The 22,752-nt window shown below is 42.0% G+C and carries 24 protein-coding genes and 1 tRNA gene; 8 read left to right on the forward strand and 17 right to left on the reverse strand.

The features are described 5' to 3' along the window. Positions 1-384: 384 nt before the first annotated feature. The 9 genes from HGD77_RS01355 to HGD77_RS01400 form a co-directional block, all read right to left on the reverse strand. Complete coding sequence (locus HGD77_RS01355) at positions 385-2,856, reverse strand: DUF927 domain-containing protein (RefSeq protein WP_168730624.1); 2,472 nt, start codon at positions 2,854-2,856, stop codon at positions 385-387. Further along, entirely contained in the window at positions 2,853-3,224 is a 372-nt protein-coding gene (locus HGD77_RS01360) for a hypothetical protein (RefSeq protein WP_164542868.1), read from the reverse strand. Before HGD77_RS01360 ends, HGD77_RS01355 begins: the two co-directional genes overlap by 4 nt. 313 nt (positions 3,225-3,537) lie before the next feature. Beyond that, positions 3,538-4,299: a KilA-N domain-containing protein gene (locus HGD77_RS16930; protein ID WP_228747339.1), complete on the reverse strand. Its 762-nt coding sequence runs from the start codon at positions 4,297-4,299 to the stop codon at positions 3,538-3,540. Positions 4,300-4,301: 2 nt separating this feature from the next. Then, complete coding sequence (locus HGD77_RS01375) at positions 4,302-4,589, reverse strand: helix-turn-helix transcriptional regulator (RefSeq protein WP_164542867.1); 288 nt, start codon at positions 4,587-4,589, stop codon at positions 4,302-4,304. A gap of 132 nt (positions 4,590-4,721) precedes the next feature. Then, the gene (locus HGD77_RS01380; RefSeq protein WP_168730625.1) at positions 4,722-5,276 is read right to left on the reverse strand and encodes a hypothetical protein; all 555 of its coding nucleotides are present in this window, start codon (positions 5,274-5,276) and stop codon (positions 4,722-4,724) included. A 96-nt stretch (positions 5,277-5,372) separates the two neighbouring features. Then, positions 5,373-6,401 (reverse strand): transposase, encoded by a 1,029-nt coding sequence (locus tag HGD77_RS01385; RefSeq protein ID WP_080591915.1) that lies wholly within the window; start codon positions 6,399-6,401, stop codon positions 5,373-5,375. 53 nt (positions 6,402-6,454) lie between these two features. Continuing rightward, on the reverse strand, positions 6,455-6,742 hold the full coding sequence (locus tag HGD77_RS01390; RefSeq protein ID WP_168730626.1) for a hypothetical protein: 288 nt from the start codon (positions 6,740-6,742) through the stop codon (positions 6,455-6,457). 98 nt (positions 6,743-6,840) lie between these two features. Next, positions 6,841-8,130, reverse strand: coding sequence for a tyrosine-type recombinase/integrase (locus HGD77_RS01395; protein ID WP_168730627.1), 1,290 nt, complete (start codon positions 8,128-8,130; stop codon positions 6,841-6,843). Positions 8,131-8,340: 210 nt separating this feature from the next. Further along, a tRNA-Ser gene (locus HGD77_RS01400) sits at positions 8,341-8,431 on the reverse strand. Positions 8,432-8,553: 122 nt separating this feature from the next. Here HGD77_RS01400 and HGD77_RS01405 point away from each other — a divergent pair. Both HGD77_RS01405 and HGD77_RS01410 read left to right on the forward strand, forming a co-directional pair. Beyond that, positions 8,554-10,434: a potassium transporter Kup gene (locus HGD77_RS01405; RefSeq protein ID WP_004729217.1), complete on the forward strand. Its 1,881-nt coding sequence runs from the start codon at positions 8,554-8,556 to the stop codon at positions 10,432-10,434. 102 nt (positions 10,435-10,536) lie between these two features. Then, positions 10,537-11,349: an IS5 family transposase gene (locus tag HGD77_RS01410; RefSeq protein WP_004729218.1), complete on the forward strand. Its 813-nt coding sequence runs from the start codon at positions 10,537-10,539 to the stop codon at positions 11,347-11,349. Between the two features lie 37 nt (positions 11,350-11,386). Here HGD77_RS01410 and HGD77_RS01415 read toward each other — a convergent pair whose 3' ends face one another. Beyond that, positions 11,387-12,037: a hypothetical protein gene (locus HGD77_RS01415; RefSeq protein ID WP_004729219.1), complete on the reverse strand. Its 651-nt coding sequence runs from the start codon at positions 12,035-12,037 to the stop codon at positions 11,387-11,389. Positions 12,038-12,302: 265 nt separating this feature from the next. Here HGD77_RS01415 and HGD77_RS01420 point away from each other — a divergent pair, with 265 nt between their 5' ends. Together HGD77_RS01420 and HGD77_RS01425 are read left to right on the forward strand one after the other, a co-directional pair. Then, positions 12,303-13,385, forward strand: a complete 1,083-nt coding sequence (locus HGD77_RS01420; RefSeq protein WP_004729220.1) for a DNA/RNA non-specific endonuclease — start codon at positions 12,303-12,305, stop codon at positions 13,383-13,385. 79 nt (positions 13,386-13,464) lie between these two features. Continuing rightward, positions 13,465-13,710: a hypothetical protein gene (locus HGD77_RS01425; protein WP_004729221.1), complete on the forward strand. Its 246-nt coding sequence runs from the start codon at positions 13,465-13,467 to the stop codon at positions 13,708-13,710. 276 nt (positions 13,711-13,986) lie between these two features. Here the strand turns inward: HGD77_RS01425 and HGD77_RS01430 are convergent, their stop codons facing one another. Further along, the gene (locus tag HGD77_RS01430; RefSeq protein WP_168730628.1) at positions 13,987-14,997 is read right to left on the reverse strand and encodes an AraC family transcriptional regulator; all 1,011 of its coding nucleotides are present in this window, start codon (positions 14,995-14,997) and stop codon (positions 13,987-13,989) included. Between the two features lie 108 nt (positions 14,998-15,105). Between HGD77_RS01430 and HGD77_RS01435 the strand changes: the two genes are divergently transcribed. After that, positions 15,106-15,762: a sterol desaturase family protein gene (locus tag HGD77_RS01435; protein ID WP_168730629.1), complete on the forward strand. Its 657-nt coding sequence runs from the start codon at positions 15,106-15,108 to the stop codon at positions 15,760-15,762. 284 nt (positions 15,763-16,046) lie between these two features. On the opposite strand, the gene hisF is transcribed toward HGD77_RS01435, so the two are convergent. Then, positions 16,047-16,805: an imidazole glycerol phosphate synthase subunit HisF gene (hisF, locus tag HGD77_RS01440; protein ID WP_004647284.1), complete on the reverse strand. Its 759-nt coding sequence runs from the start codon at positions 16,803-16,805 to the stop codon at positions 16,047-16,049. A 113-nt stretch (positions 16,806-16,918) separates the two neighbouring features. Here hisF and HGD77_RS01445 point away from each other — a divergent pair, with 113 nt between their 5' ends. From HGD77_RS01445 to HGD77_RS01455, 3 genes are read left to right on the forward strand one after another with little or no spacing between them, the layout of a single operon-like run. After that, positions 16,919-17,866, forward strand: coding sequence for a homoserine kinase (locus HGD77_RS01445; RefSeq protein WP_168730630.1), 948 nt, complete (start codon positions 16,919-16,921; stop codon positions 17,864-17,866). 27 nt (positions 17,867-17,893) lie between these two features. Next, entirely contained in the window at positions 17,894-18,520 is a 627-nt protein-coding gene (locus HGD77_RS01450) for a DUF1294 domain-containing protein (protein ID WP_168730631.1), read from the forward strand. Positions 18,521-18,541: 21 nt separating this feature from the next. Continuing rightward, entirely contained in the window at positions 18,542-18,937 is a 396-nt protein-coding gene (locus tag HGD77_RS01455) for a DUF4870 family protein (RefSeq protein WP_004278660.1), read from the forward strand. A gap of 58 nt (positions 18,938-18,995) precedes the next feature. Here the strand turns inward: HGD77_RS01455 and HGD77_RS01460 are convergent, their stop codons facing one another. The 5 genes from HGD77_RS01460 to HGD77_RS01480 form a co-directional block, all read right to left on the reverse strand. Continuing rightward, positions 18,996-19,925 carry a DMT family transporter gene (locus HGD77_RS01460; RefSeq protein ID WP_168730632.1) on the reverse strand — a complete coding sequence of 310 codons (930 nt, stop codon included), beginning with the start codon at positions 19,923-19,925 and terminating at the stop codon, positions 18,996-18,998. A gap of 90 nt (positions 19,926-20,015) precedes the next feature. Then, complete coding sequence (locus HGD77_RS01465; RefSeq protein WP_004729973.1) at positions 20,016-20,879, reverse strand: IS982 family transposase; 864 nt, start codon at positions 20,877-20,879, stop codon at positions 20,016-20,018. 97 nt (positions 20,880-20,976) lie between these two features. Continuing rightward, positions 20,977-21,711: a 1-(5-phosphoribosyl)-5-[(5-phosphoribosylamino)methylideneamino]imidazole-4-carboxamide isomerase gene (gene hisA, locus HGD77_RS01470; protein ID WP_004278658.1), complete on the reverse strand. Its 735-nt coding sequence runs from the start codon at positions 21,709-21,711 to the stop codon at positions 20,977-20,979. A 145-nt stretch (positions 21,712-21,856) separates the two neighbouring features. Continuing rightward, positions 21,857-22,021: a hypothetical protein gene (locus HGD77_RS01475; protein ID WP_168730633.1), complete on the reverse strand. Its 165-nt coding sequence runs from the start codon at positions 22,019-22,021 to the stop codon at positions 21,857-21,859. 8 nt (positions 22,022-22,029) lie between these two features. Beyond that, positions 22,030-22,689 (reverse strand): 3'-5' exonuclease, encoded by a 660-nt coding sequence (locus HGD77_RS01480; protein WP_168730634.1) that lies wholly within the window; start codon positions 22,687-22,689, stop codon positions 22,030-22,032. Positions 22,690-22,752: the final 63 nt, after the last annotated feature.

A 22,752-nucleotide genomic window follows, 5' to 3' on the forward strand; every position in this document is an offset into this window, starting at 1 on the left:
GGTCACGATCTGATAAGCTCATGACAATTGCTTGATTTACGTTTGGCACAGAACTTTTTCTTATTCTGTCTGTCTACTCATGTATATGTATTTTTTGAAGTGGACATAGTGGACAAGGTGTACATAATTAACTATGTGTATGTTTTTAAGTAATTAATTAATTCCACTTACATGTGGTTTTAGCTAATAAAAAAGTGGACACATAAAGTAGTAGAAGTGGACGAGATCTATTTACCTTAAATAGTGTCCACCTTATGTCCACTTATTAAGATGTATATATTTATACAAAGTGGACATAATAATATTTATATATAACAGTATATTAACTGAAATAAATATCTGTATGTCCACCTTGTCCACCACATCCACCTTATAGATATTAATTTATATTTCGCTATCTAGGTTCTGCATAGCTTCTACACTAAAGTGCATCATCCGGGGGCGCGTTCCATCGGGTAGGTTATTACCAGGCTTCTTCACGTACAGCTTTTTTTCCCCTTCGGAAAATTCCTTGATCCATCCATGCTTAATCAATATCTTTTTGACGTTTGCCTCATTCATACCTATGCATATTTCCTTCTTAAACATAGTAGGTGACACAAGATAAACTTTTTCACTTGGATCGTAATAGCCGACACGATTGTGGATACGTTGTCGGATGACTTCGCCGTCTGGCTGTCGGATTACGGTTAAGTCTTCAAAGCGACTGGTTCCATTAGATTCAAAAAAGGCTTTAATATGCTCCAGAATCTTTGTTTCCTCCATGTTTTCACCACCACCTAAACTATCTAGCCAAGTGCTAAAACATTGCGCTACTGCCTCAAATGCGCGTCCCTGTTGCCAGCCCGTAATACCTGCTAATGTTGCTAACTCTCCAGCAGCAGCGACCAAGGCAAAACGGCGTAAAACACGGTTAGCCTGCCCATTCTTCGTCTGGGTGTGTTGCTCAATAAAACTATCTAACAGTTCCTGTGCCTTTATCATTACCATATCTTTATCGCTGGTGAGATATTCAAGCCACTTAATACCGGCATGACCGTAATGTGCTGATGCTAGTTCATTAATGCGGTTACCAATATCTTGAGGTGCTATACCGTAGTTAATGCAATCAAATACGCCGTAGCCTTTACCTGCATCACTTGGAATATGTGCAAAGCGAAGCAACAGGCCTGCATCAAGCTCAATATTTCCACGGCGCAAATGCTCCTCAAGTGTTACTTCACCAGTAGAGGTATACATAAGGCTAAATTGCTTGGCATCTCGGTTTTTACCTGATTTTGTACTTCGTGCCTTTCCTTGTCCACCTGTCAGCATATAGACAATATCTGATACGGCTTTCGGCGCAGCTTGGCGTAGCTCATCAAGATTCAGAAAACTATCATTTCTTAATTCAGCTTCATTTTCTAAAGCGTTATCTGTAGTCCTCCATGACCTGGATATATGCTTAGGACTTCCCCATACACTACAAGAAGCCTTGGTAATCGTACTTTTTCCATCGGTTGAGGATCCATAAATATGAAAGCCGCCACTTTCAGCACCTAAAGGCAAAACCAGTTGCCCTGAAAATGCACATGAAAATGCCAATACTGCTAATGCATGAGGTTCAATTAATCTACTAAGATCCTGCCACTCTCCAAAGCTTCCAGCAACTGTGTAAGGACTTGGACTTTCACTATGAAAAAGTAGTTCCTCACCTTCACTATTACCATAGGTTTTATTAGGTGTAGCAAAACAATATCCATGCCATCCGGCCCGATCTACACATCTAAAACGCTGTTCTATTGGATAGTCCTGAATATAGCTGATAAATACACTTTTCTTATGGGCTTGGCGCGGTGGCATCAATCCGTGACTGGCAATAATCTTGAACACTTCCTGCGCTTCACCCATAAAATGCTCGTAAGGAATAAGCAGGCGGTGCAACGTATTGTCTTTATCGTAGAATTGAATAACACGTTTCCAGTTATCATTATTCAAGCTTCGCGCTTCACCTAGAATAGTTACCGAATAACAGATAAATGTCCGTGTTTGTTTGAGTTCGCCGTTTTCATCTCTCTTTTCCTTTACAAGGTATAGGCCATTGTCCATGATGTGTAAAAATGAATCATCTTCCATCTTGAACGGTTTGGCTAAATGGCCTTTGGGTAGATTAGTCTTTTCTGGTAGGGCCTCAATAGCTAAATCAAGAAAATACAGCACATCACTTAAACTTTCATACTGTGTCAATTCAATCAGAAATTCACTTACACCAATTTTTAGATACTGGCTAAGCAATCTAACCGCCGTGTTTTGTTCCAATGCCTTGAATGGCTCAAGGTTTATATGCTCAGGTCTGACAGGTAGATATAACTTTGTATAGCCTGCCTTCGATAGCTGATTAATCACAAACTGGATTTGCTCAAAATCAAATGGCTTGAGTTCTGTTTGATGTTTATTGCACAGGGTAGGTAGTAGCACCAATACAACGGCGTAACCAGTCTGTGCGACCTTAAAAAATGATTCTAGGTTGCAGGTAATAATGACAGGCTTAGCATGGTCAAAATCACCATACCTTGCAAAGCCTTTAGCTAATCCATCAGGCATGACAGTCACACGCTGACCATCCTGCATGACGGCGCACTGTACAAGCTCCAATTGCCCATCATAGATAGGCAGAATCAAAGGCTGTTCATAGGTAATGCCGTTTATATCCACACTGCCAGTATCAACATGGATTGGCTGTTCTGGGCTGCCAAAACGCTGTACTAAGGCATGTGATAAATAAGCATCATCAAACGATACAAGTTGCTCACAGTGCGCTAGAATGTCAGCAGGCTTATCGGAGTCTTGCTGCAAGTTTTGGGCGGTGTTATTCACAGTAACACCGCCTTTTTATTATCTAATAAATAAATACGTTCATTATGTTTCTTCTGCCATTTATCCCAAAATACACAAGAGACATTTTCCATTGCTTTGTCAGTATGCAAAGCTCCAGTAATAAAATCAAAATTAAGATCTGGGTATTTTAACTGAGCGGCATTCTTAAACTGATCGGCTTCCTCAAAAGAATAAAAAGGGATATTCCAATTACCTAAAGGATAAGCAATTTCACTATTTACAAGGCCAATAGCCACATAAGAGCAATAACTTCTGTCATCGGACATTACCTTAATCCATGTTTGTATTTTTTCTTTTGATTGGGATTCAAGATTAACAATCGATTCAGTATTGATTTGATTAGGCATGATTAATGCGCTCCTTGTGTTTGTTGAGGAGCTTTACCATTCACGACCAAGTGAGGGTGGCAAAGCTGAAAAGGGTTGGTCGACAGGTACACAAGAGACCTGCACACTCGAAGGTGTCCCTCTCCAGCTTCACCATAAAGATGCAGAAGCATAGAGATTTTACGCATAAAAAAAGTCCGAAGCGGACTGTATGCGCTTGTGTATTCATAGCCGACCAAAGCTAATTCAGTGATTTTGCACTGAACGGAATCAATATAGCCAAAGATTATTGATTTGAAAAGCCGTAGGGCGAAAATATTTTGAAGATTTATATTCACTCTCCAAACCTCTTAGCCAAGATTTGCATACCTTTTGGCAATATGAAGAACTCAGTCTGTGTGTAGCTATATGGCTGCCCCGAGGCTTTTACACCTTCTTTGAGTGAGTATTTGGTTTCACAGTACCCACGGTTTTCACTGTAATAAGTTGAAGCCCTGGCATTGTTTAGATAGCGGTCCCAATTATGTTTTCTAAGCCATTCAGCTAATACTTGTTGCTTAACATCCAAAATCTTACATGCCTGCTGGAACTTCACGCCATGTTCAGTATGAGTAATTGTTTCGATTGCCTTCGATAACACCATATTTTCAGTACTGAGCTGAATGTTTTGTTCAGCATAGCCCAGCAATAGGTTCCGCAATTGCGCTGGATTATTAAGATCCGGTAGTTGTGGCTGCGCTGTTACAGTATCAAAGGTGCGAATAACTTTGAGATGAAAGGCTGCACTAATCCACATGGCATATGCATAGACCAATTCTTTTACAACATATGTCCCTTGTCCTGAACCACCCCTAATTGTGGATACCGGCTCAATATTTACCGATGATGGATTTCCATCATCGACCAATTCAGCAATAAGTTCTTGTGTCTTGTCATTTTGTAGAAAATTAGATGGCTTGTTTTTTACGTCACCACCACTTGCCTTATGTAAATCATTCAGGCTGTAACGACCATATTGATCTTGGTGAATTAAAGCGCCGTCAATATTGATTTGATGTACAGAGGATCTGGTTAATAAATTTGCAGAAGCATTCATAATTAAGCCTCCAATCCTTTTGAAGCCATCCATGCTTCAATATCTTCAATGCGCCATGCGGTGATGCGCTCGGTTAGCTTGATCGGGGCAGGGAACTCGCCAGCACGTACTTTGTCCCAGATTGTTGTTTCTCCCATTGGGAGTAAGCCTTGACGCTCAGGACGTGCCTTGATTATTCGAGTTGTTCCATCTTTGGCAGTGTACTTGCGTTCCTTGCGTGGTGCAGTAGTCGCAAGGTGCGACATGCGGTAAAAACCTTTTGGTGCTGTAGTTTGTTGATGGGTAGACATAAAAAAACCTCTAACTATGTACCGTATTGCAACGGCGTTAGAGGTAGTTTGGTTTAGATTTTATTTGATTAGTATCAATGTTCTAGCTAACTTAAATATTTACTAGCTGTTTTTAATATCTGCTAGCAAAAATCATTTTTTTGATTTTATATAGCTTCTTAAATGGCTGTATACAGTGTTGTAAGGTAATTTAATTTCCTTCAAATTAAAAATATCCTCTGCACATTTGGAGGCTTTTCCCCATTTTTCTGTATCCCATAATTCTTCAATGTGCTTAAAGGCTTGCTCATTATCTTTCTTATAATTATCAGCTTTTGCCTTGCCTCCAGCAGAAGCCACATTCTTATGATATTTTTTTTGTAATTCTGGATTGCGAAGAAGCTTGTTTCTAATTGATTTTGAATCATTTAATAGGTCATGTAGATAACGAGTTAAATCAATGGATTGCTCTACCATTTCGAAAATTGCATTAATTGAACAGTACTTCCAAAACAACATATTCAGTCCCATTAAATCAAATCTCAGGCTAGAGTAATCTAATGTGGTTATACCATTCGTAAGTGAAGGGGGAATTATTCCTTTAATAAATCCTTCACACATCTCATCATAGAAGTTTTGATATTCTGCAAAATTAAAAGCATGTTTACCTCTCTCTTTAATATTAATTTTTGTGCTGTAATCAATCAAGAAACTAGACGTATAAAGCTTTTCTAAATCCTTAAAACTCTCTTTGTTTTTTAACTCAATTAAATTTGAATAATATAATATAGGACTTACGCACTGTTATTTATAGACTCTCTGTGGTAGCAGATGATTTTTATCGAGAATAAAGTCATCAATGAAGTTTTTGATCATTGGTCTAAATAATTTCTTCTGCCAACGATATACATTTTCAAAGATCCCCTCAAACTGGTTCTTTTGTATCTCAACGTAGGCCATTAAGGCTGAAAAAATATGATTCAAAATCAGTTTAGACCGTCTTACTTGAAACTTTTCAATATGACAAACCTGTTTAATCACTCGGTGATATTGTTCTATTTTCCAATGACTTGAATGTAATTCATGAAAACCCTCAAAGGACAATAAATCATCTTCATCTTGATACACAATATAAAACCTCTGCTGTTCTTTTAACTGAGTCTTAAATAATTGTACAAAGCCAAAATCTTTGAGCCAGACCACTTGACCCTGATGGAAATTCGGCAATAAACGCAGTTGAAACCATTGTCCTTTTTCAGGGGAAACCTTACGGTTACAGTCGATACCAAACATAAATCGAATACCATGTTTTCTTATGGTTTTTAGATTTGCAGTCGATGAATACCAACTATCACCTGTAATAAATTGAATCTTTGCACCCCAACTAAGTACTTCACTTAACATATCCATAAAGTAATCATTCTTGGTTTTACCCTCAGATTTGTCATAAATTCGGAAATTAATTGGAATATTTTGACCATTCTGATCTGTCGCATACAAGGTAATGAGATTAATCCCCTTGACGGATCGGTGGTGTTTGCCTGACCAAAAATAGCTAACCAAGTCCATATGTTGACTATATGGTTTATCTAAAACAGTATCATCAATACTGACTATAAGTTTATTATTATCAATATGTTGAATTGCTTCTTGATATAGGTCGTGAGGTGTGTAGTCTTCACGCTCTAGAAAGCGATTTACACTATCATGCGAGATATTATAAGTCTCGGCAAGTTGTGTGCAGCTAATAGAGTTCGGTTCTGTCATGAGAAAGCCCATATAAATGGGTAATGTACAAGTTGCTGTAGAAGCATGTTTAGTTCGTCTGATCACAGATACTTTATAAACTATTTTAATACTTTTTTGAATCCGTCAATGCGTAAGTCCTATAATAAATAAATTAAGTATTGTAATTCGCCAAAGGAGTCATGAACCCTCAGCATTCCTTTGATTTTTTTTCTTTCTTCATCTAAAGAATAATATTGAAAACACTTTTTTGTATATTTTTCTATTAATACATTTAATTCTTTTGGAGTTAATATCTCGAATTGACTATCTGGCTTGCACAAATGTGTATTCTTTCGGTTTGATGCTTTCGCAATACCAATAATTTCATTTAGAACTTGAGTCTTCAAAGAAAGATTATAGGTATATATTTGATTTAAATATTGCACTTTGCCTCCCACGGCGCACCCAGAAGCAGTCAGGTAAACAAGTTGGGTACTTGCTTGTCGGATGCCTCCTATACCTGACTATTCAATAATACCAAAAATTATGCTGTCTTGGCGTTCGGTTTGAATTGAATCAAATTTTCACCATCATTATTTGGCTTAAACCTTGATACATCTCCGCCTTGACGAAGTGTGTCTAAATAATCAGCCCACAGCTGCATCATTTCGCGTCGACGGCGCAAAAACTTGGTTCGGTTATAAGCTGTACCGTTTGGGTCTTTAACCTTGTGTGCAAGCTGGTGTTCCACAATGTCGGTTCTGTATTCAATTTCTTCATCCAGCAGCGTTCTCGCCGTTGCTCTGAATCCATGTACTGTATGCTGTCCTTTAAAACCTACTCGCTTTAATACTTGGGTTAGAGTGCCGTCACTCATGCACTCAGATGAAGTTTTGACGCTTGGAAATACATATTTTGAAGTGGTCCGCATGTCCTCAAGCTCTTTGAGAATGTCGTAAGCCTGAATTGATAACGGCACGATATGGTCTTGATTGGTTTTACTTGCTGCAAATGATAGGCATCTATTTTCAAAGTCTACCGATTCCCATAGTAAGGTTCTGATTTCTCCCGGGCGCTGATAAATATACGCTGATAGCTTTATTGCTAACTCAGTTCGGATTCGTGTACGTGGAAAGTCTTTAGTTAAGCGCCACGTTTTACGGAGTAGATCGGCTAACTCTCTCTCATCTGTCACAGCATTGTGATTGCCCTTGGTTGGTTGAGGTAGGCTAATGTCTGGAGCAGGGTTGTAGGTGATGATTCGGCGCTTTAATGGAAGTTTAAGCACCATATTCATAATTGACTTAACACGTCTAGCCGATTCAAGTGCACCACGGTCAACAAGTGCTTTGGTCACATCACGTTCCAGTTGCTCAGTAGTCAGTTGTGCTACTGGTAACTTACCAATAAAAGGCAGTATATCTTTATCAAGCTTGCGTATTGTTTCACTGTCCACCTTTCCTTCATGTCTGCGAATCTCTAACCATTCCGTAGCAAATTTATGAAAAGTGTTCTCTAAGGTTTCAAGCTGCTCGCGTTTTTTATTATTCCGTTGCTCGGCTGGGTCGATGCCATCTGCCAGCAGCTTTTTAAATTCTTCTCTCTTTATTCGAGCTTGTTCAAGGCTAATGGTTGGATAAGTACCAATTGCAAGGGTGTTATATTTTTGCGTCACTGGTCGACGGTAATCCATGCGCCAATACTTCGCTTCGGTATCATCAATCAATAAATACAGGCCACCGCCGTCTGGGTGTCTTTGCTTCTTTGCACCATTTACATCAAAGCTAAGGTTCTTAACCTCTTTAGCAGTCAGCTTATTAGACTGTTTTGCCATTCTGATTTCTCCTAGTTGTCGGTACAAAATCAGCATTTCTTTGGATTGATGGTCAAAATTTAGCTGAATTGAGTTTATACCGACAAATATACCGACAAAGTTGTCGGTATACTACCGTTATCCATCGTAGTGTATCGGGCATAAAAAAAGACTCAACCCCTTTGGAATCAAGTCTTTTACACTACGGCGGACTACCGTAAACATCGAATTTGGCGGTGAGAGAGGGATTCGAACCCTCGAAACGCTATAAACGTTTACACACTTTCCAGGCGTGCTCCTTCAGCCACTCGGACACCTCACCATAGGCCGAGGATAATAGCGAAAAAAACCAGCTGTGCCAAGCTGAAACAATTGATTTGCAGAAAAACTTTTAATGCGGTGCTATGATTCGCAAAAATGCTTGTTAAAAAACGAAGACAATATATGCAAAGCACTGCACAAAAGGCAGCTCTCCCGGTGATTACACTGGCTGCGCTTGGGGTCGTTTTCGGAGATATTGGTACCAGTCCGCTCTATGCACTGCGCCAATGCTTCCTTACCGCACATCTCGCCATTAGCGAAGCTTCTGTACTCGGCATCCTGTCCCTGATTTTCTGGTGCATGATGCTTACCATCAGCTTTAAATATGTCATGGTAATCATGCGTGCCGATAACAACGGCGAGGGCGGGATCATGTCACTGTTGGCATTAAACCTGCGTACCACACGAATCTCTGATCAAAAGAAAATATTCCTGATCGCTTTGGGTTTTGTCGGTGCCTCACTATTTTTTGGTGACGGGATTATTACCCCGGCAATCTCCGTGCTCTCAGCCATTGAAGGCCTGAGTATTGCTACACCCATTTTCAATCAATGGCTGGTGCCTTTATCCATCGGGATTCTGGCCGGGCTGTTTATGGTTCAGCGACACGGCACAGCCACCATGGGCAAGTTCTTTGGGCCTTTAACCATGCTCTGGTTTTTGTCGATTGGCGGTTTTGGTTTGTGGAGCATTATCCAGACCCCGTTTGTACTCTGGATGGTGAATCCCTACTGGGCCTATCATTTTGTGGTCGATCAGCCCTATGTGGCTTTTCTGACCATGGGGGCGGTGATTCTGACCATGACTGGGGGTGAAGCGATTTATGCCGATATGGGGCATTTTGGCCGTCTGCCGATTCGTCTGGCTTGGTTCATTATTGTCTTGCCATGTTTATTACTGAATTATGCCGGGCAAGGTGCCTTGTTACTGCGTAGTCCTGAAGCACTGGCGAATCCTTTCTATATGCTGCTGCCAGACTGGGCCTTATTCCCGATGATTGGACTGGCGACTGCAGCTGCGGTGATTGCCTCACAGGCGGTCATTACTGGTGTATTTTCTATGGTCAATCAGGCCATTCAACTGCGTTATTTGCCGCGCCTGTCAGTCAAGCATACCTCTGCATTGGAGCGCGGCCAGATTTATTTGCCTTTCATTAACTGGATGTTGTTTATCTCGGTGTTGATCCTGATTTTACTGTTTGAAAATAGTGCCAATCTGGCCAGTGCTTACGGCGTTGCAGTGACCATGACCATGCTCTGCGGCACCATTCTGATCTCGATTCTGGCCTATGGCTTCTGGCGTTGGCCGGTCTGGAAAGTAGCGTTATTTGCTGTACCATTCCTGGCACTGGATTTGGTTTTTGTGGCCTCAACGTCCTTGAAAATCGCTTCAGGTGGTTGGGTGCCGATTCTGATTGGCGCGGTACTGTTTACGATTCTCATGACCTGGAAAGATGGGCGTGCGTTGGTACTGAACCGGCTGGAACAGGATGCCTTGCCGATTGATCTGTTTATTAAAAGTATTTCGATGGGGGAAGGCACCAAGTTTGTGCCAGGCGATGCCATTTTCCTGACCGGTACACCAAATATTGTTCCGCATGCCATGTTGCATAATATTAAGCACAATAAGGTCTTGCATGAACGCAATATCATGCTGACAGTGATTACCCGAGATATTCCTTTTGTTGACAGGCAGGAGCGGATTGAACTGGAAAAACTGAGTGAACATTTTTACCGGGTGTTTATCTATTATGGTTTTAAGGATCAGCCGAATATTCCGGAAGCTTTACAGCAGGCCTATGAGCAATGGGATTTTGAATATGACCTGATGCAGATCAGTTTCTTTATTTCACGTGAACGGATTATGCATACTGTGGGTGAGGGTATGGCACCGTGGCGGGAAAAGCTGTTTATTTCTATGCAACGCAATACCAGTCCGGTCAGTGATTTCTATCAGATTCCACCCAACCGTGTGGTCGAGCTGGGCACCCAGATTCAGATGTAAATAAAATAAAAAAGCATAAAAAAACCAGAGGCACACTCTGGTTTTTTTATGAGAGAAACAATAGATCTCTTGCGAAAGTAAAAAATTGTTTATACTAGCCCCATGAAATATGAAAATTTAACTCGATTTAATGATGGGGAATTTAAACGACTCGTTGGAGTTCCTCGTCCATTATTCTTAAAAATGGTATCGGTGTTACAACACGCTGAACTTGCCAAGAAAAAATCTGGAAGGCCGCATTCTTTGTGTTTAGAGGATCAATTATTGTTAACTCTAAACTACTTACGCTGTTATAGGACTCAAATTGAATTATCCGCTGACTATAATCTTGCTGAAAGTAATGTGAATCGTACTATTCATAAAGTTGAAAATGCTCTGATTCAATCACGGATTTTTGCATTACCCAAAAGGAATCAAAAGTTTAGTGAAGGTGATTATGTGATCGTTGATGTCACTGAGTCACAGATTGAGCGTCCCAAAAAAACAAAGAAATTCTATAGCGGTAAAAAGAAGAAACATACGCTAAAAACACAGGTCATTTTTAACCCAAGACTAAAGCAAATTGTAAGTATACAGGTCGAAAGTGGCAGAAAACATGATCTGACGATTGCGCGTAAGTATTTTAAGGAGATGATCATTTATCCTTGTATTATGGCAGATTTAGCCTATAAAGGATTTCATCAGATTAAGAGTAAGTTACTCATTCCAATCAAGAAACCTAAGAATTTATCATTACCCAAAATAGCAAAACAGATCAACCAAGAAATCAGTCGGCGTAGGATCACAATTGAACATATCAACGGCAAACTTAAATATTTTCGGATATTAACAGAACGGTATAGAAATAGACGGAAACGATTTGGTCTAAGAATGAATTTAATTGTTGGAATGGTGAATTGGATGCTCTTGAATTAACTTTCGCAAGAGATCTAATAAATAAATGAGTTTCAGATTATTGTTCGAGTTCTACCGCAGCCGGCACTTCAGGTGCAGCATTCAAAGGTTCTTCCATCAGTACTGGCTCTGCATCAGATTGAGCTGCAATTTCAGTTTGTTCATTGCTCACATCTGCTTCAGTCACAGCCGCTTGTTGCTGTGCTTCAGGCATCGGTTGTTCTGAAGCAATAGCTGCTTGCTGTTGCTCTTCAGACATTGCTGGTACAGCTGCTTGTTGTTCTTCCAGTGTTGGTTGTTGTTGAGGCGTCGTCATAGACGTGCTGGCTTCTACTTCTGATTCAGTGGCTGGTTCAACCAGATTGGCCGGCACCTCTGATTCATTCATGCCTGCTTCTGTGACAGGCGGCTGAGGAGAGACAGTGCCGGAATGATTCGGGGCTTGGGCCATCGCTGGATCATTTGGCATTTGTGTATCGGGCATGACTGGTTGTGGTGCCGCTGTGCGCGGATCGACCAGACGGATCTGACCAGAGTTCACCAAGCTTTCTAAAGAGGCTTCCTGACCATTCACCTTGGTACTAATTTTAGCTTTAGACAAGCTTTCAAGTGTTTCACCGGGTTGAACTGGTGGCTCGGCAAATGCAGCTACGCTGATCACACTTGTGAATAATCCTAAACCTAATGCTTTAGAGAGTTTGGAATTCATGATTGACACCATTACTAAATATTTGTACGAATTGAGATAGGCCGTTAGCTTTACACACTCAATCCACTGGGCCAAACAAAGCTACGCAAACACCGAGAAACCTCATTTAAAAAGAAATAAAATTAGACAGTTTGTTACAACTAGCCGGGGTTTTAGATACTTATTGTTTATTTAGTAAACGAATGGTAGAGCCAAGATATACTTCACTTATACAGCTTGTTAAGCTCGGTCAAAATCTGTATTGATCTAAAAAGTACGTGTAATAATGGCCAAGAAGCAGCGTAAACCCAAGAACTCTTTTTTTCAGTTTTTAAATGATAATAGTATTAAAGTCATTCTGGGCGTGGTGGCTTCGAGCAGCTTCGCCATCGCTTTTGGCCAGGAAAAAATCAGTCAGTGGGTGTCACTTTCCTCTTCCAGCGATTCTGCCTGTCTGAACCAGTTTTATCGTGATGTACCGCCATATTTGATAAAAGACAGCCTGAAAAAAGACAGTTATTCACTGTGTTTTAATGGCTTTAATGTCGGTTATTCCGGGGTATCCAAAACACCGCTTTGGGTCGCAGAAGCCTTAACGCCAGCACGCTTAAGCCAGAAAATTCCCCGTGAAGATAATTTTCATGAAGAAGATCGAGTCAGTGCGAAGCATCGTGCCACATTGGCGGATTATCGTGGTTCAGGTTATGACCGCGGTCATATGGCACCGAATGCGGATATGCCTAACAAGGCTGCGCAGTCTGACAGTTTTTCATTGGCCAATATGGTGCCGCAAGCACCCAAGAATAATCAGCAGGTCTGGCGTGAGCTGGAAGAGGCCACCCGTGCCATTGTGACCAAGCAGAAACAGAATGTCTATGTGGTGACTGGGCCGGTCTTTGCCGGGAAAAAGCTGAAAACCATTGGCAATGGCGTGATTGTGCCAACCGCGGTCTATAAGGCGGTTTATATGCCGAAAACCGGTGCTATTGGTGCTTACTATGCACCGAATGACAATTCTCTCAAAGTGCGTATTGTCAGTGTCTGCTATCTGGAAGAACAGCTCGGAATTAACCTGTTCCCGCAGCTCACCGAAGAGCAGAAGCGCAATACCTATAAGCTGCCACTGACCAGAAATGCCGTAAAAGCCAACCAGAAAATCGAATATTCCAACTGGGATGCAGAAAGCCAGTGTGCCGAAGAGGTTTCCAAAGAAAACCTGCAGGCACTGCAACGCGAGTTTAAGTCTTCTGGTTCAAGCAGTTCGACCTCCTCTGCGACTGGCGGCACGATAGACAACGCAACGCAAGATGCCATCGTGAAACAGCTGATTGATGCCTTGTTGCAATATATTTTGCAGCTGTTGAAATAAGCTTGCTGAAAAAACCGGGATTCGGGTAGCATCGACATCAGACGTTCATGGAAAAATAACAAAGACAGGTGAAGAGGATATGTTTAAAGCATTTGAAAATGGCAGTGAATCCCATGCCATTCATGATCTGACTTTGGAAAATGATCTGGACTGTGTCAGTCTGTATGGCAACTTGCAAATCACCAAGGATCAGCAGGGACTGAAAGTGGCCAAAGCCTTGCAGGCTTTTCTGAATGATGTGGTACAACAACTTGAAAACACGCCGGACTTGCCAGAAAAAATTCAGCGTGATGATATGGATGAAATTGAAAATCCATTTTTATAAGCGTTTTTAAACGCGATGATCTGCATGTTCCATGTAAAACATGCAGAAAAACAGAATCTAGAAATCATGGCTTTTTAGAGGGTTTTTATTAAAAAGCCTAATTTTCTGCTCCCACAATATCTCCAAACACCAGCCAGAACGTGCCGAGCAATTCGGGAAGATATCTACCCATATTTTAATTCCTTATTTTTCTATCTATCATCAGGTGATAGGGGACAGGGATTAAAATCGTCAACCCTGCTTGAAGCCCGTATATCAAACGAACATGCTGGTAGTTTAAGCAGCTGGCATATTCTGTTGGCGCCACTGCTGCGGTGTCAGCTGGGTCCATTGCTTAAAGGCACGCTGAAACGCACTTTGTTCAGAATAACCCAGTAACATGGCAGTCTCCTGCAAACTCAAGTGCGGATCTTTCAGATATTGCATAGCCAGCATGCAGCGAATCTCCTGCATACATTGCTGATAAGTTTTGCCCTGTTTTTGTAAATGGCGTTGTAACTGACGCACGGAAAAATTCATCTGCTCGGCAATATGTTTGATCTGGAACAGGTTTTTTTGCAGGCCAATTAGAATCGCCTGTTGCAGCTGCTGATCTACCAGAGTGGAGTACGGGAATTTTTCTAATAATGCTTTGGCCTGTTGCATCAGCAGTTTTTGCAAGGTCTGGTCGCCCTGTTTCAGTGGTCTGGACAGTTCACTGACATGCATCAATACCTGATTTCTGGCTTGAGAAAAGCGGACTTTACATCCGAAATACTGCTCATAGAGTGCAATATTTTTAGGCATTACATGCTGGAAATGAACTTCATATAACTGAACCCCGTGCGGGTTCTGAACATTGGCTTTTACGAATTCCGTCATTAGCGCAATCGCGATTTCATCGGTCAGTTGGGTATTCAGATGAAAGGGAACTTCAACCCAGCCAATCGACAGATAATCGCCTTGCCATTGCAGCTGAAGTGGGCCGCCATCATAAATCAGACGATGATAATCATGATAGCGCATAAAGGCTTCACCCAAGGTCTCACTTGAGAGTGCCAGATAGCCAATAATACCGAGGTGTTTAGCTTCAACCAGTTGGGCGATTTCCAAGCCTAAAGCCGGTCGTTGCAGCTGTTGATCAAGTGTCGTTAATAGATCACGCCACAAGGCGAAATCAAAGCGTTCCAGATTTTGAATGGCCAATAATTTCTCAGGGACTTCAAGCTGTTTCAACTGATAATAGTCCAAAAGTAAATGTCCTAAACCACCGTATACTGAACCTACGTAGTTTTTTAGAACCAGCATTTTTAATTCTTTTATTTTGTCGTATTTTGTCAATCATATTGAATATTTTGGTCAATATCTAGTCTTTTATTTAGCCTATATTAAAAATAGACCAAGAGGTAAAAGATTATGTGGAAAGGTTTTCTGGCAGGACTTGTCGTCGCAAATGGATTTGAATGGTTTGCACATAAATATGTATTGCATGGTGTTCACCAGCCGGGACAGAGCCGTTATAGTCCGGTACCCGAGAGTATGCGCTCACATTGGGAGCATCACCGGATTGTGCGGAAAACGGAATTTTCCGATTTCGGCTATGTAGAAGGATTGGACAACTGGCGTACCCGCAATGAAATTGCCTCACTGGCAGTCGTTGCGACCGTCTTTGGACTCAGTTTTTATCCCTTCTCCAAAGGCATGTCACTGGCCGCCCTGTATAGTGCAGGCAACTATTATTATTTACATCGCCGGGCTCATCTGGAACCGGAATGGGCCAAAAAGAAATTACCCTGGCATTATGATCATCATATGAATAGTAATCAGGATGCCAACTGGTGCGTCACCAAGCCCTGGTTTGATTATCTGCTCGGTACCCGTGTGATTTCCTCGGCAGATTTGCAGGAACAGAATCCTTTAGGTTTGAGCTCGCCTGCACCGATCTCGAAAAAATTGAACCGCTGGGCAGAACAATATTTTCTAGTTAAATCGGCCGATGCTTACTCTAAGATGACGAAAAATACTGCAAAAAATACGGTAATGAAGCAGTTAAATACGCAGGTTATGGAGTAAAACAGGGCTTTGTCGTGATTTGTCAATAAAATACGATTGTATTGTCAATATTGTCCTGTGGATTTCACTTATTTGCTCCTGTCGGTGAGCAAAGCCTCATACTGATAATATTTCTGGGTGTAATGAGTTATTTTGAATACCAAGTGCTGTAGTCTTATCTTGGTTTTATAGGGAGTCGAAAGACTCCTTTTTTTTGTCCCGTATTTGCTGTGTTGTTTTATTTAAGGCATAAAAAAAGAGTGTTTATAAAAACACTCTTTAATTAAATCATCATCTAAAACGGCTTAAAGGCGCATTTCAATGCCTTGGGCTGCCATATAGGCTTTGGCTTCCGGAATGGTGTGCTGGCCAAAATGGAAAATTGAAGCTGCCAGTACCGCATCGGCACCCCCATGAATAATGCCGTCCGCCAAATGCTGTAAATTACCCACACCGCCAGAAGCAATGGTCGGTACCGTGACGCGGTCATTGATGGCGCGCATCAGGGCAATGTCGTAACCGGCTTTGGTGCCATCGGCATCCATCGAAGTAATCAGTAATTCACCTGCACCGAAGTCAGCCATTTTCACGGCCCATTCAATCGCATCGATCCCGGTTTCCTTACGGCCACCGTGGGTGAAAATTTCCCATTTATGGTCACCGGTTTTTTTGGCATCGATCGCCACCACGATACATTGTGCGCCAAAGCGTTGAGACGCTTCCTGCACAAACTCAGGATTATAAATCGCAGCCGAGTTAATGCTGACTTTATCTGCGCCGGCATTGAGCAATAAACGGATATCTTCGACTTTACGGACACCACCACCTACAGTTAACGGTACGAATACAGATTCGGCCATACGCTCTACAGTACGATAAGTCGTGTCGCGTCCATGATGTGTAGCGGTAATATCAAGGAAAGTAATTTCATCGGCACCTTGTTCATTATAACGGCGCGCCACTTCGACCGGGTCACCCGCATCACGAATATCAAGGAACTGGACACCCTTGACCACGCGGCCGTTATCCACGTCCAGACAAGGAATAATACGTTTAGCTAGCATAAATTTTTCCAATTATTACAGCCGATTATGAAACTCACCCACGCAAGCGCTACACCTTGGCAGATGGAAACGGTATTCTAGCAAAATTATGTAAGTTTTTTCGCAGGTTTTCTATGTCGGTTTATACCACTTTGACTTTAAAGGAAGTTCAGGATTTTGCAGCGCCTTATGGTTTAAAGGCGATTGATCTGATTCCCATTCAAGGCGGTATTCAAAATACCAACTATTTTTTAGTCTGCGAAGATCAGCAATATGTGCTGACAGTATTTGAGGATATGGATGAACAGGCGGCAGGTGAACTGGTTCCCGTGCTAGAACATCTGGGTCAAGCCGGATTGGCCGTTCCCGTGCCTTTGTCGCATTCAGGCAAGGCCATTCACAGCATTAAAGATAAACCGGCACAGATTGCACCACGCCTGATGGGTGAACATCCGATGCCATCTACCATTGCGCAGGTTGAAGCGATTGCAGTGGCTCAGGCGAAAATGCATGTGGCACTCAAAGACTTTAAATTAGAACGTAATTTTGTGCGTGATCATGCCTATTGGCTGGCCGTTTCTCAAGAGATCAAACCAAGTTTAAGTCCGGCAGATAAAGTCTTGCTCGGTAAATTATTAGGTTTATATGAGGCGTTGACGGCGGTATATCCGGATCGTCCACGCGGTTTTATTCATTCCGATCTGTTCCGTGACAATACCTTGTTTGAAGGCGATCAGCTGAATGGCATTCTGGATTTTTATGAGCTAAATAAAGATGAATGGCTGTTTGATATTGCTATTACGTTAAATGACTTCTGTACCGAATATCCTGACGTGGTCTTGAACGAAGAAAAAGCGATTGCCTTTTTAAATGCCTATGAAACGATTCGTCCTTTAACCAGTGATGAACGCGCTTGTCTGGAATTGTATCTGGCTATGGCAGCAGGACGGTTCTGGATGATGCGTCTGCAGGTGGCTCAGCGTAATGCAGCATTAGGCCGTACTGGCGAAGATATTTTGCAAAAAAATCCGGATGAAATGCGTAATATGCTGATTGAACGCTTAAAATTCGTCACCGCTTAAACAATCAAATCAACAGGGATAGGGAATATGCGCGATCAGGGACGCTTAGTGGAATGGTTTGATGACCAAGGCTATGGTTTTATCCAGCCCAGTGATCCGGCCAAAGATCGCGTATTTCTGCATATCAAGGACTTTGCCAAGCCTGGCCCACGTCCAATCGTGGGCTGTGCGCTGGATTATCTGGTCATTCTGGATGAACGCGGCCGTTATCGTGCGCAGCAGGTGATGTACCTGAAAGCAGTACAAGCCAAAAGTCTGCAAGCAAAATTCAAACCCTCCAAGCCACAGCAGACACAGAAATTACAGCCGATGCAGATTGCCTGTGTGGCCTATATTCTTTTACTGGTGGCTTTGACCTTGGGTGGTTTACTGAGTGGACTGGTGTTGTTGCTGGTCAGCCTGATGAATGCGCTCAGCTACTGGCTTTATGCCCAAGACAAAGAAGCAGCCCAGTTGGGCGACCGTCGTATTCCGGAAAATACTCTGCATCTGGTGGCTTTCTTGGGCGGCTGGCCAGCAGCATGGCTGGCACAGCAGAAATTACGGCATAAAACACAAAAACAACCTTTCCGGCAGATATATTTTTGTACCATAGTCTTTAACATCATTTTGATTATATGGCTAATTTCCCCATTGAATAGTTTAAATATCTAGGGGGAAGTACTAGGAGGGGACGTGAACTATTCCATTGATAAAGATTCAAACCGCACACTGACTTTTGCACTGTACATTTTATATATTGTGGCCATTTTTAGTGCTGGCCTGCTGGCTCTTGTGGCGTTGATCATTAACTATGTGAAACGGCACGATGTGCGCGGTTCCATCTTTGAAAGCCATTTTACCTGGCAGATCCGCAGTTTCTGGTGGTATCTGTTCTGGAATATCGTCGCCTTTATTCCATTTTTCTTTTTGTTCTTTACCGGTGAAGATCCTAACCTGTTTGCAGGGGTCGCATTTGGTGCATCCGCGTTCTGTTTAGTGGTGGTGGTTTTGGCCTGGATCTGGATTGTGTATCGGGCGATTCGCGGCATCATGCGCTTAAATGACAATAGACCGATGTATAGCAAATAATTTTAGCCGTATTTCCCTAGAGAAAAAAATCCCTCTTTTTCAGGGGGATTTAGCGGAATTAAGAAAGATCTTGCTTTAATTCTTCTGTTGGTTGTTTTCTTAAAAACTTCGGTTTCCATTCACTGGCAATCACGCCCAGTACCACCAGCAATCCGCCTAATAAAGCCAGTGACGGTAAACGTTCTCCGGCCAGACGGCCAAACAGGGCTGCCCATACCGGTTCGCCGGCATAGATAATCGCTGCCTGTGATGGGTCGACCATGCGCTGCGCCCAGTTCATCACCAGTTGAATCAAGGCACTGGCAATGCCCAAACCGAATAAAATCCCTGCCAGATGCCAGTGGAATTCAGGTAGCTGAGATTCACCTAAAACAGGTGCGATCATAAAGCAGAACAAGGACGCAAAAATCAGTTGCAGCACGGTGACCCGGCGTACATTCACCTGCTCGACAAAATGGCTGATAAAAATAATCTCCAGTGCAATCGCAATCGAACCGAGCAAAGTCAGGGTTTGCCCGAAACTGAGCTGAATCGCAGCAAAACCATTTCCTGTCAAAAACACCAGACCGATAAAGGCAAACAGCGCTCCGATCCAGGTCATGACATGCGGTTTTTTACGGAACATGAGCCAGAGCAGGATCGGAACCAGCGGAACATACAAGGCCGTTAAAAAAGCCGACTCACTGCTGCTGATGGTCTGCAAACCCACAGTTTGGGTGCCGTAGCCGATGGCGATCATGATCCCAATTACCGCGCCAGCGAACACCTCTTTCAGGTTCATGCCTTTTAGCGACTTTAGGGAAATCAGGGTGACGGCAAGCGCTGCTGCAGCAAAACGCAGGCCGACAAACATAATCGGACTGCTAAAGTTCAGCCCGTATTGCACGGTAGTAAAACTGCCACCCCAGATAATGGTGATCAGGATCAAGGCGAGTTGCGGCGCTTTCACCATCCAGCCGGAGTGATTTTTGGAAATAAGTGTAGACATGCCAGGAGATCAGAAAATTAAAAAAATAAAAAAGAGGTCCGAAGACCTCTTTTACAGCAGACTTAATTAACCTGAGTTCGATGAAATATTTTAGCTTTTTAGCAAGTTTTGGAAAGTTGGCTTATTTGGATTTAAGCAATAAGCCACTATAGCAGCCATAATATTCACCATAAAGTTATTCACCGAACGATGACGTGAATGGTCAATTTGATGTAAGTTTTTTAACTGATCATTCACTGTTTCGATCAATCCTCTTCTGCAAAGCAATTGTTTTTCTTCTTCAGTTTGGATGGGTTTATTTTTCATATTCTTGCGTGACGGGGTTAATAGTCTGAGCCCCCTTGCTGCTAAAGCTTCAGTTTTTGCTTTACTCAGATAGCCTTTATCGCCCAGTAAAATACCTTTTAACTCTTGGGTTAAAGATTCAAGTACAGCAACATCATGAACACTTCCCGATGTAATCTTGAGATTAATAATTTCACCCAAGTTGTTGATAACAATATGGACTTTAAATCCATAAAACCAACCTGTGCTACTTTTACCACGACCAGCTAAGCCTTTAAATACACGATGTCTTTTAATTCTAAGATTATGGCAAACGACCAATTTAGTCGAATCAATAATACAAATTCCGGTATCTTCTCCTTTAACTTGATGGAAGAAACTACTCAAAGCTTGCAAACAACGCGGCATAATTTCAATAAAACGATTGTAACTAAGAAGCTTGGGAAAAGCTGATTTCCAAAATGGGATGATCATATGACAATAAAAATATTTGAAAAATCTAAACCCGGATTTATGAAATAAAATGACAATGGTCATGACTTCAGACAAGCTTAAAGCTGACTTTTTCATTGTTGTTTTTTGATCAGAAATTAGAGCTTTCTCTAAAGATTCATTAAACTTTTTGCAGAAATCATCCAAGATACAAAATAATTCGGTAATATAGTCCATGAAAAAGCCTTGCTCTGAAATGTTTTGTCTTCGTAACCAAGATATTACAGATGCTAAGGCTTTTTTTTATTTATTTTTTATGTCGAACTCAGGTTAATTATAGCGCCTGTTGCTCATCTAGCAATAACTGTGCTTCACGCAAGCTTAATGTACCTTCGTAAATCGCACGGCCGGTAATTGCACCTAAAATACCCGGTTGGTCTTTCAGGTTACGCACGTCATCCAGATTGGTCACGCCGCCTGAAGCAATCACAGGCAAACCTGAGTATTGCGCCAGATTCACGGTTTGCTCAATATTCACACCCTGCATCATGCCATCACGCGCGATATCCGTGTAGACAATGCTTGACACGCCCGCATCGGCAAAACGTTTCGCCAGGTCAGTAGCCTTGACATCAGTCACATTGGCCCAGCCATCTGTTGCTACCATGCCATTCATGGCATCAATCCCAACAATAATATGACCAGCAAATTTTCGACATGCTTCTTCAACAAATTCAGGATCCTGAACTGCTTTGGTGCCAATGATCACAAAAGAAACACCGGCTTGCAGATAATGCTCAATGGTTTCCAGAGAACGGATACCACCACCAATCTGGATCGGCAAATCAGGTTGAGATCGGACAATGGCTTCAACCACTGGCTTATGGATTGGTGTACCTGCGAAAGCACCGTTTAAATCTACTAAATGTAAGCGGCGAGCGCCTTCATTTACCCAATGCTGTGCTGTTGCGACCGGATCGTCTGAAAATACGGTATCGTCTTCCATACGACCTTGTTTTAAACGGACACATTTGCCATCTTTCAGGTCAATTGCAGGGATGATCAGCATGCTTTCGCTCCTTGCTTAATCTTTAGAATGAATTTGAGTGTATTCATCTTAGCAAATAAAGTCGAAATTTCTAACTCTTAAACGGTATGAATAAAGAAAACCTGTCCATAGATAGGTAGCAGTGAGGTAATTTATTTTAATGGTTTTAGTGATCCGTCTCTTTAATGGCGATCAGATGTTCCACAACGGATCGTGTACTGAGCTGGTCGATAACCGAAGCTGTAAGACCTGTTAAAGTCACAGCTCTCTCATCGACCGCGTTCATCACAGCTTTCATGCGTACATCAAGTTGCCAGTACCAGCAGGCCATGCAAGCACTTAAGCCGTCGATGAAGGACGGATTCTTAATTTTAATGAAGTATTGGGAATCTCTCTGGGTAATAAATCCCGACGTAGTAATTCTTCAAATACCAACACGGGCGCGTAGGCATCTGCGGCTGCATAATCAATTTGTGCCGGGCTTAGCTTCTTGCTGGCCCAGTTCGAGGTACTAATCCGTTTGGATTTAGGAAAATTCAACTGAAACAATAACGCCATGGCATTTTTTAATCCGACCGGATTGTTTAAACCAAAAGCTTTAAAACATTTAGACAGTTCAATCACACTATTCAGTTCAATGCCTTTTTTACGGAACAGATGCGCATCATTTTTCAGGCCAAAACCGACCTTGATCTGGTCTCGACTGGCAAAGATCGGTTTAAGAAAATCCCAGATCACATCATTCATTTGAAATAAATAGGCTTTGTCTAAAGTGGCCAGCTGAATCAGATGTGGCCCGGTAGAAACCTCACCAACTTTAAAGGTCGGTTTGGATTCAGAATCGAAACCCAGAACTGCACAGCTTTTTAGCTCCTGTTCAAGAGCATGACATTGTTCCAGACGATTAATCACCTGAATCTGTTGCATCGGAAGATTTTGAAATACAGGAAAGGCCTGAATTTGTTCCTTGCTTGGTAAAGTGTCCAGCAGCTGTTGCATAAGCTTCAATCATGAAATGAATGCGTTCAGCTTAATCACTTTTCCAGCTCTAGGCAAAAATAA

The organism is Acinetobacter sp. NEB149, assembly GCF_012516415.1.
Lineage (GTDB): Bacteria > Pseudomonadota > Gammaproteobacteria > Pseudomonadales > Moraxellaceae > Acinetobacter > Acinetobacter lwoffii_V.

Excerpts from the sequence above, each read along its gene's own strand:
- HGD77_RS01360 (WP_164542868.1), bottom strand. The coding sequence starts at position 3,224 with ATGCCTAATCAAATCAATACTGAATCGATTGTTAATCTTGAATCCCAA.
- HGD77_RS16930 (WP_228747339.1), bottom strand. The coding sequence starts at position 4,299 with ATGAATGCTTCTGCAAATTTATTAACCAGATCCTCTGTACATCAAATC.
- HGD77_RS01375 (WP_164542867.1), bottom strand. The coding sequence starts at position 4,589 with ATGTCTACCCATCAACAAACTACAGCACCAAAAGGTTTTTACCGCATG.
- HGD77_RS01395 (WP_168730627.1), bottom strand. The coding sequence starts at position 8,130 with ATGGCAAAACAGTCTAATAAGCTGACTGCTAAAGAGGTTAAGAACCTT.
- HGD77_RS01405 (WP_004729217.1), top strand. The coding sequence starts at position 8,554 with ATGCAAAGCACTGCACAAAAGGCAGCTCTCCCGGTGATTACACTGGCT.
- HGD77_RS01410 (WP_004729218.1), top strand. The coding sequence starts at position 10,537 with ATGAAATATGAAAATTTAACTCGATTTAATGATGGGGAATTTAAACGA.
- HGD77_RS01415 (WP_004729219.1), bottom strand. The coding sequence starts at position 12,037 with ATGAATTCCAAACTCTCTAAAGCATTAGGTTTAGGATTATTCACAAGT.
- HGD77_RS01420 (WP_004729220.1), top strand. The coding sequence starts at position 12,303 with ATGGCCAAGAAGCAGCGTAAACCCAAGAACTCTTTTTTTCAGTTTTTA.
- HGD77_RS01425 (WP_004729221.1), top strand. The coding sequence starts at position 13,465 with ATGTTTAAAGCATTTGAAAATGGCAGTGAATCCCATGCCATTCATGAT.
- HGD77_RS01430 (WP_168730628.1), bottom strand. The coding sequence starts at position 14,997 with ATGCTGGTTCTAAAAAACTACGTAGGTTCAGTATACGGTGGTTTAGGA.
- HGD77_RS01435 (WP_168730629.1), top strand. The coding sequence starts at position 15,106 with ATGTGGAAAGGTTTTCTGGCAGGACTTGTCGTCGCAAATGGATTTGAA.
- hisF (WP_004647284.1), bottom strand. The coding sequence starts at position 16,805 with ATGCTAGCTAAACGTATTATTCCTTGTCTGGACGTGGATAACGGCCGC.
- HGD77_RS01445 (WP_168730630.1), top strand. The coding sequence starts at position 16,919 with ATGTCGGTTTATACCACTTTGACTTTAAAGGAAGTTCAGGATTTTGCA.
- HGD77_RS01450 (WP_168730631.1), top strand. The coding sequence starts at position 17,894 with ATGCGCGATCAGGGACGCTTAGTGGAATGGTTTGATGACCAAGGCTAT.
- HGD77_RS01460 (WP_168730632.1), bottom strand. The coding sequence starts at position 19,925 with ATGTCTACACTTATTTCCAAAAATCACTCCGGCTGGATGGTGAAAGCG.
- HGD77_RS01465 (WP_004729973.1), bottom strand. The coding sequence starts at position 20,879 with ATGGACTATATTACCGAATTATTTTGTATCTTGGATGATTTCTGCAAA.
- hisA (WP_004278658.1), bottom strand. The coding sequence starts at position 21,711 with ATGCTGATCATCCCTGCAATTGACCTGAAAGATGGCAAATGTGTCCGT.
- HGD77_RS01475 (WP_168730633.1), bottom strand. The coding sequence starts at position 22,021 with ATGGCCTGCTGGTACTGGCAACTTGATGTACGCATGAAAGCTGTGATG.
- HGD77_RS01480 (WP_168730634.1), bottom strand. The coding sequence starts at position 22,689 with ATGCAACAGCTGCTGGACACTTTACCAAGCAAGGAACAAATTCAGGCC.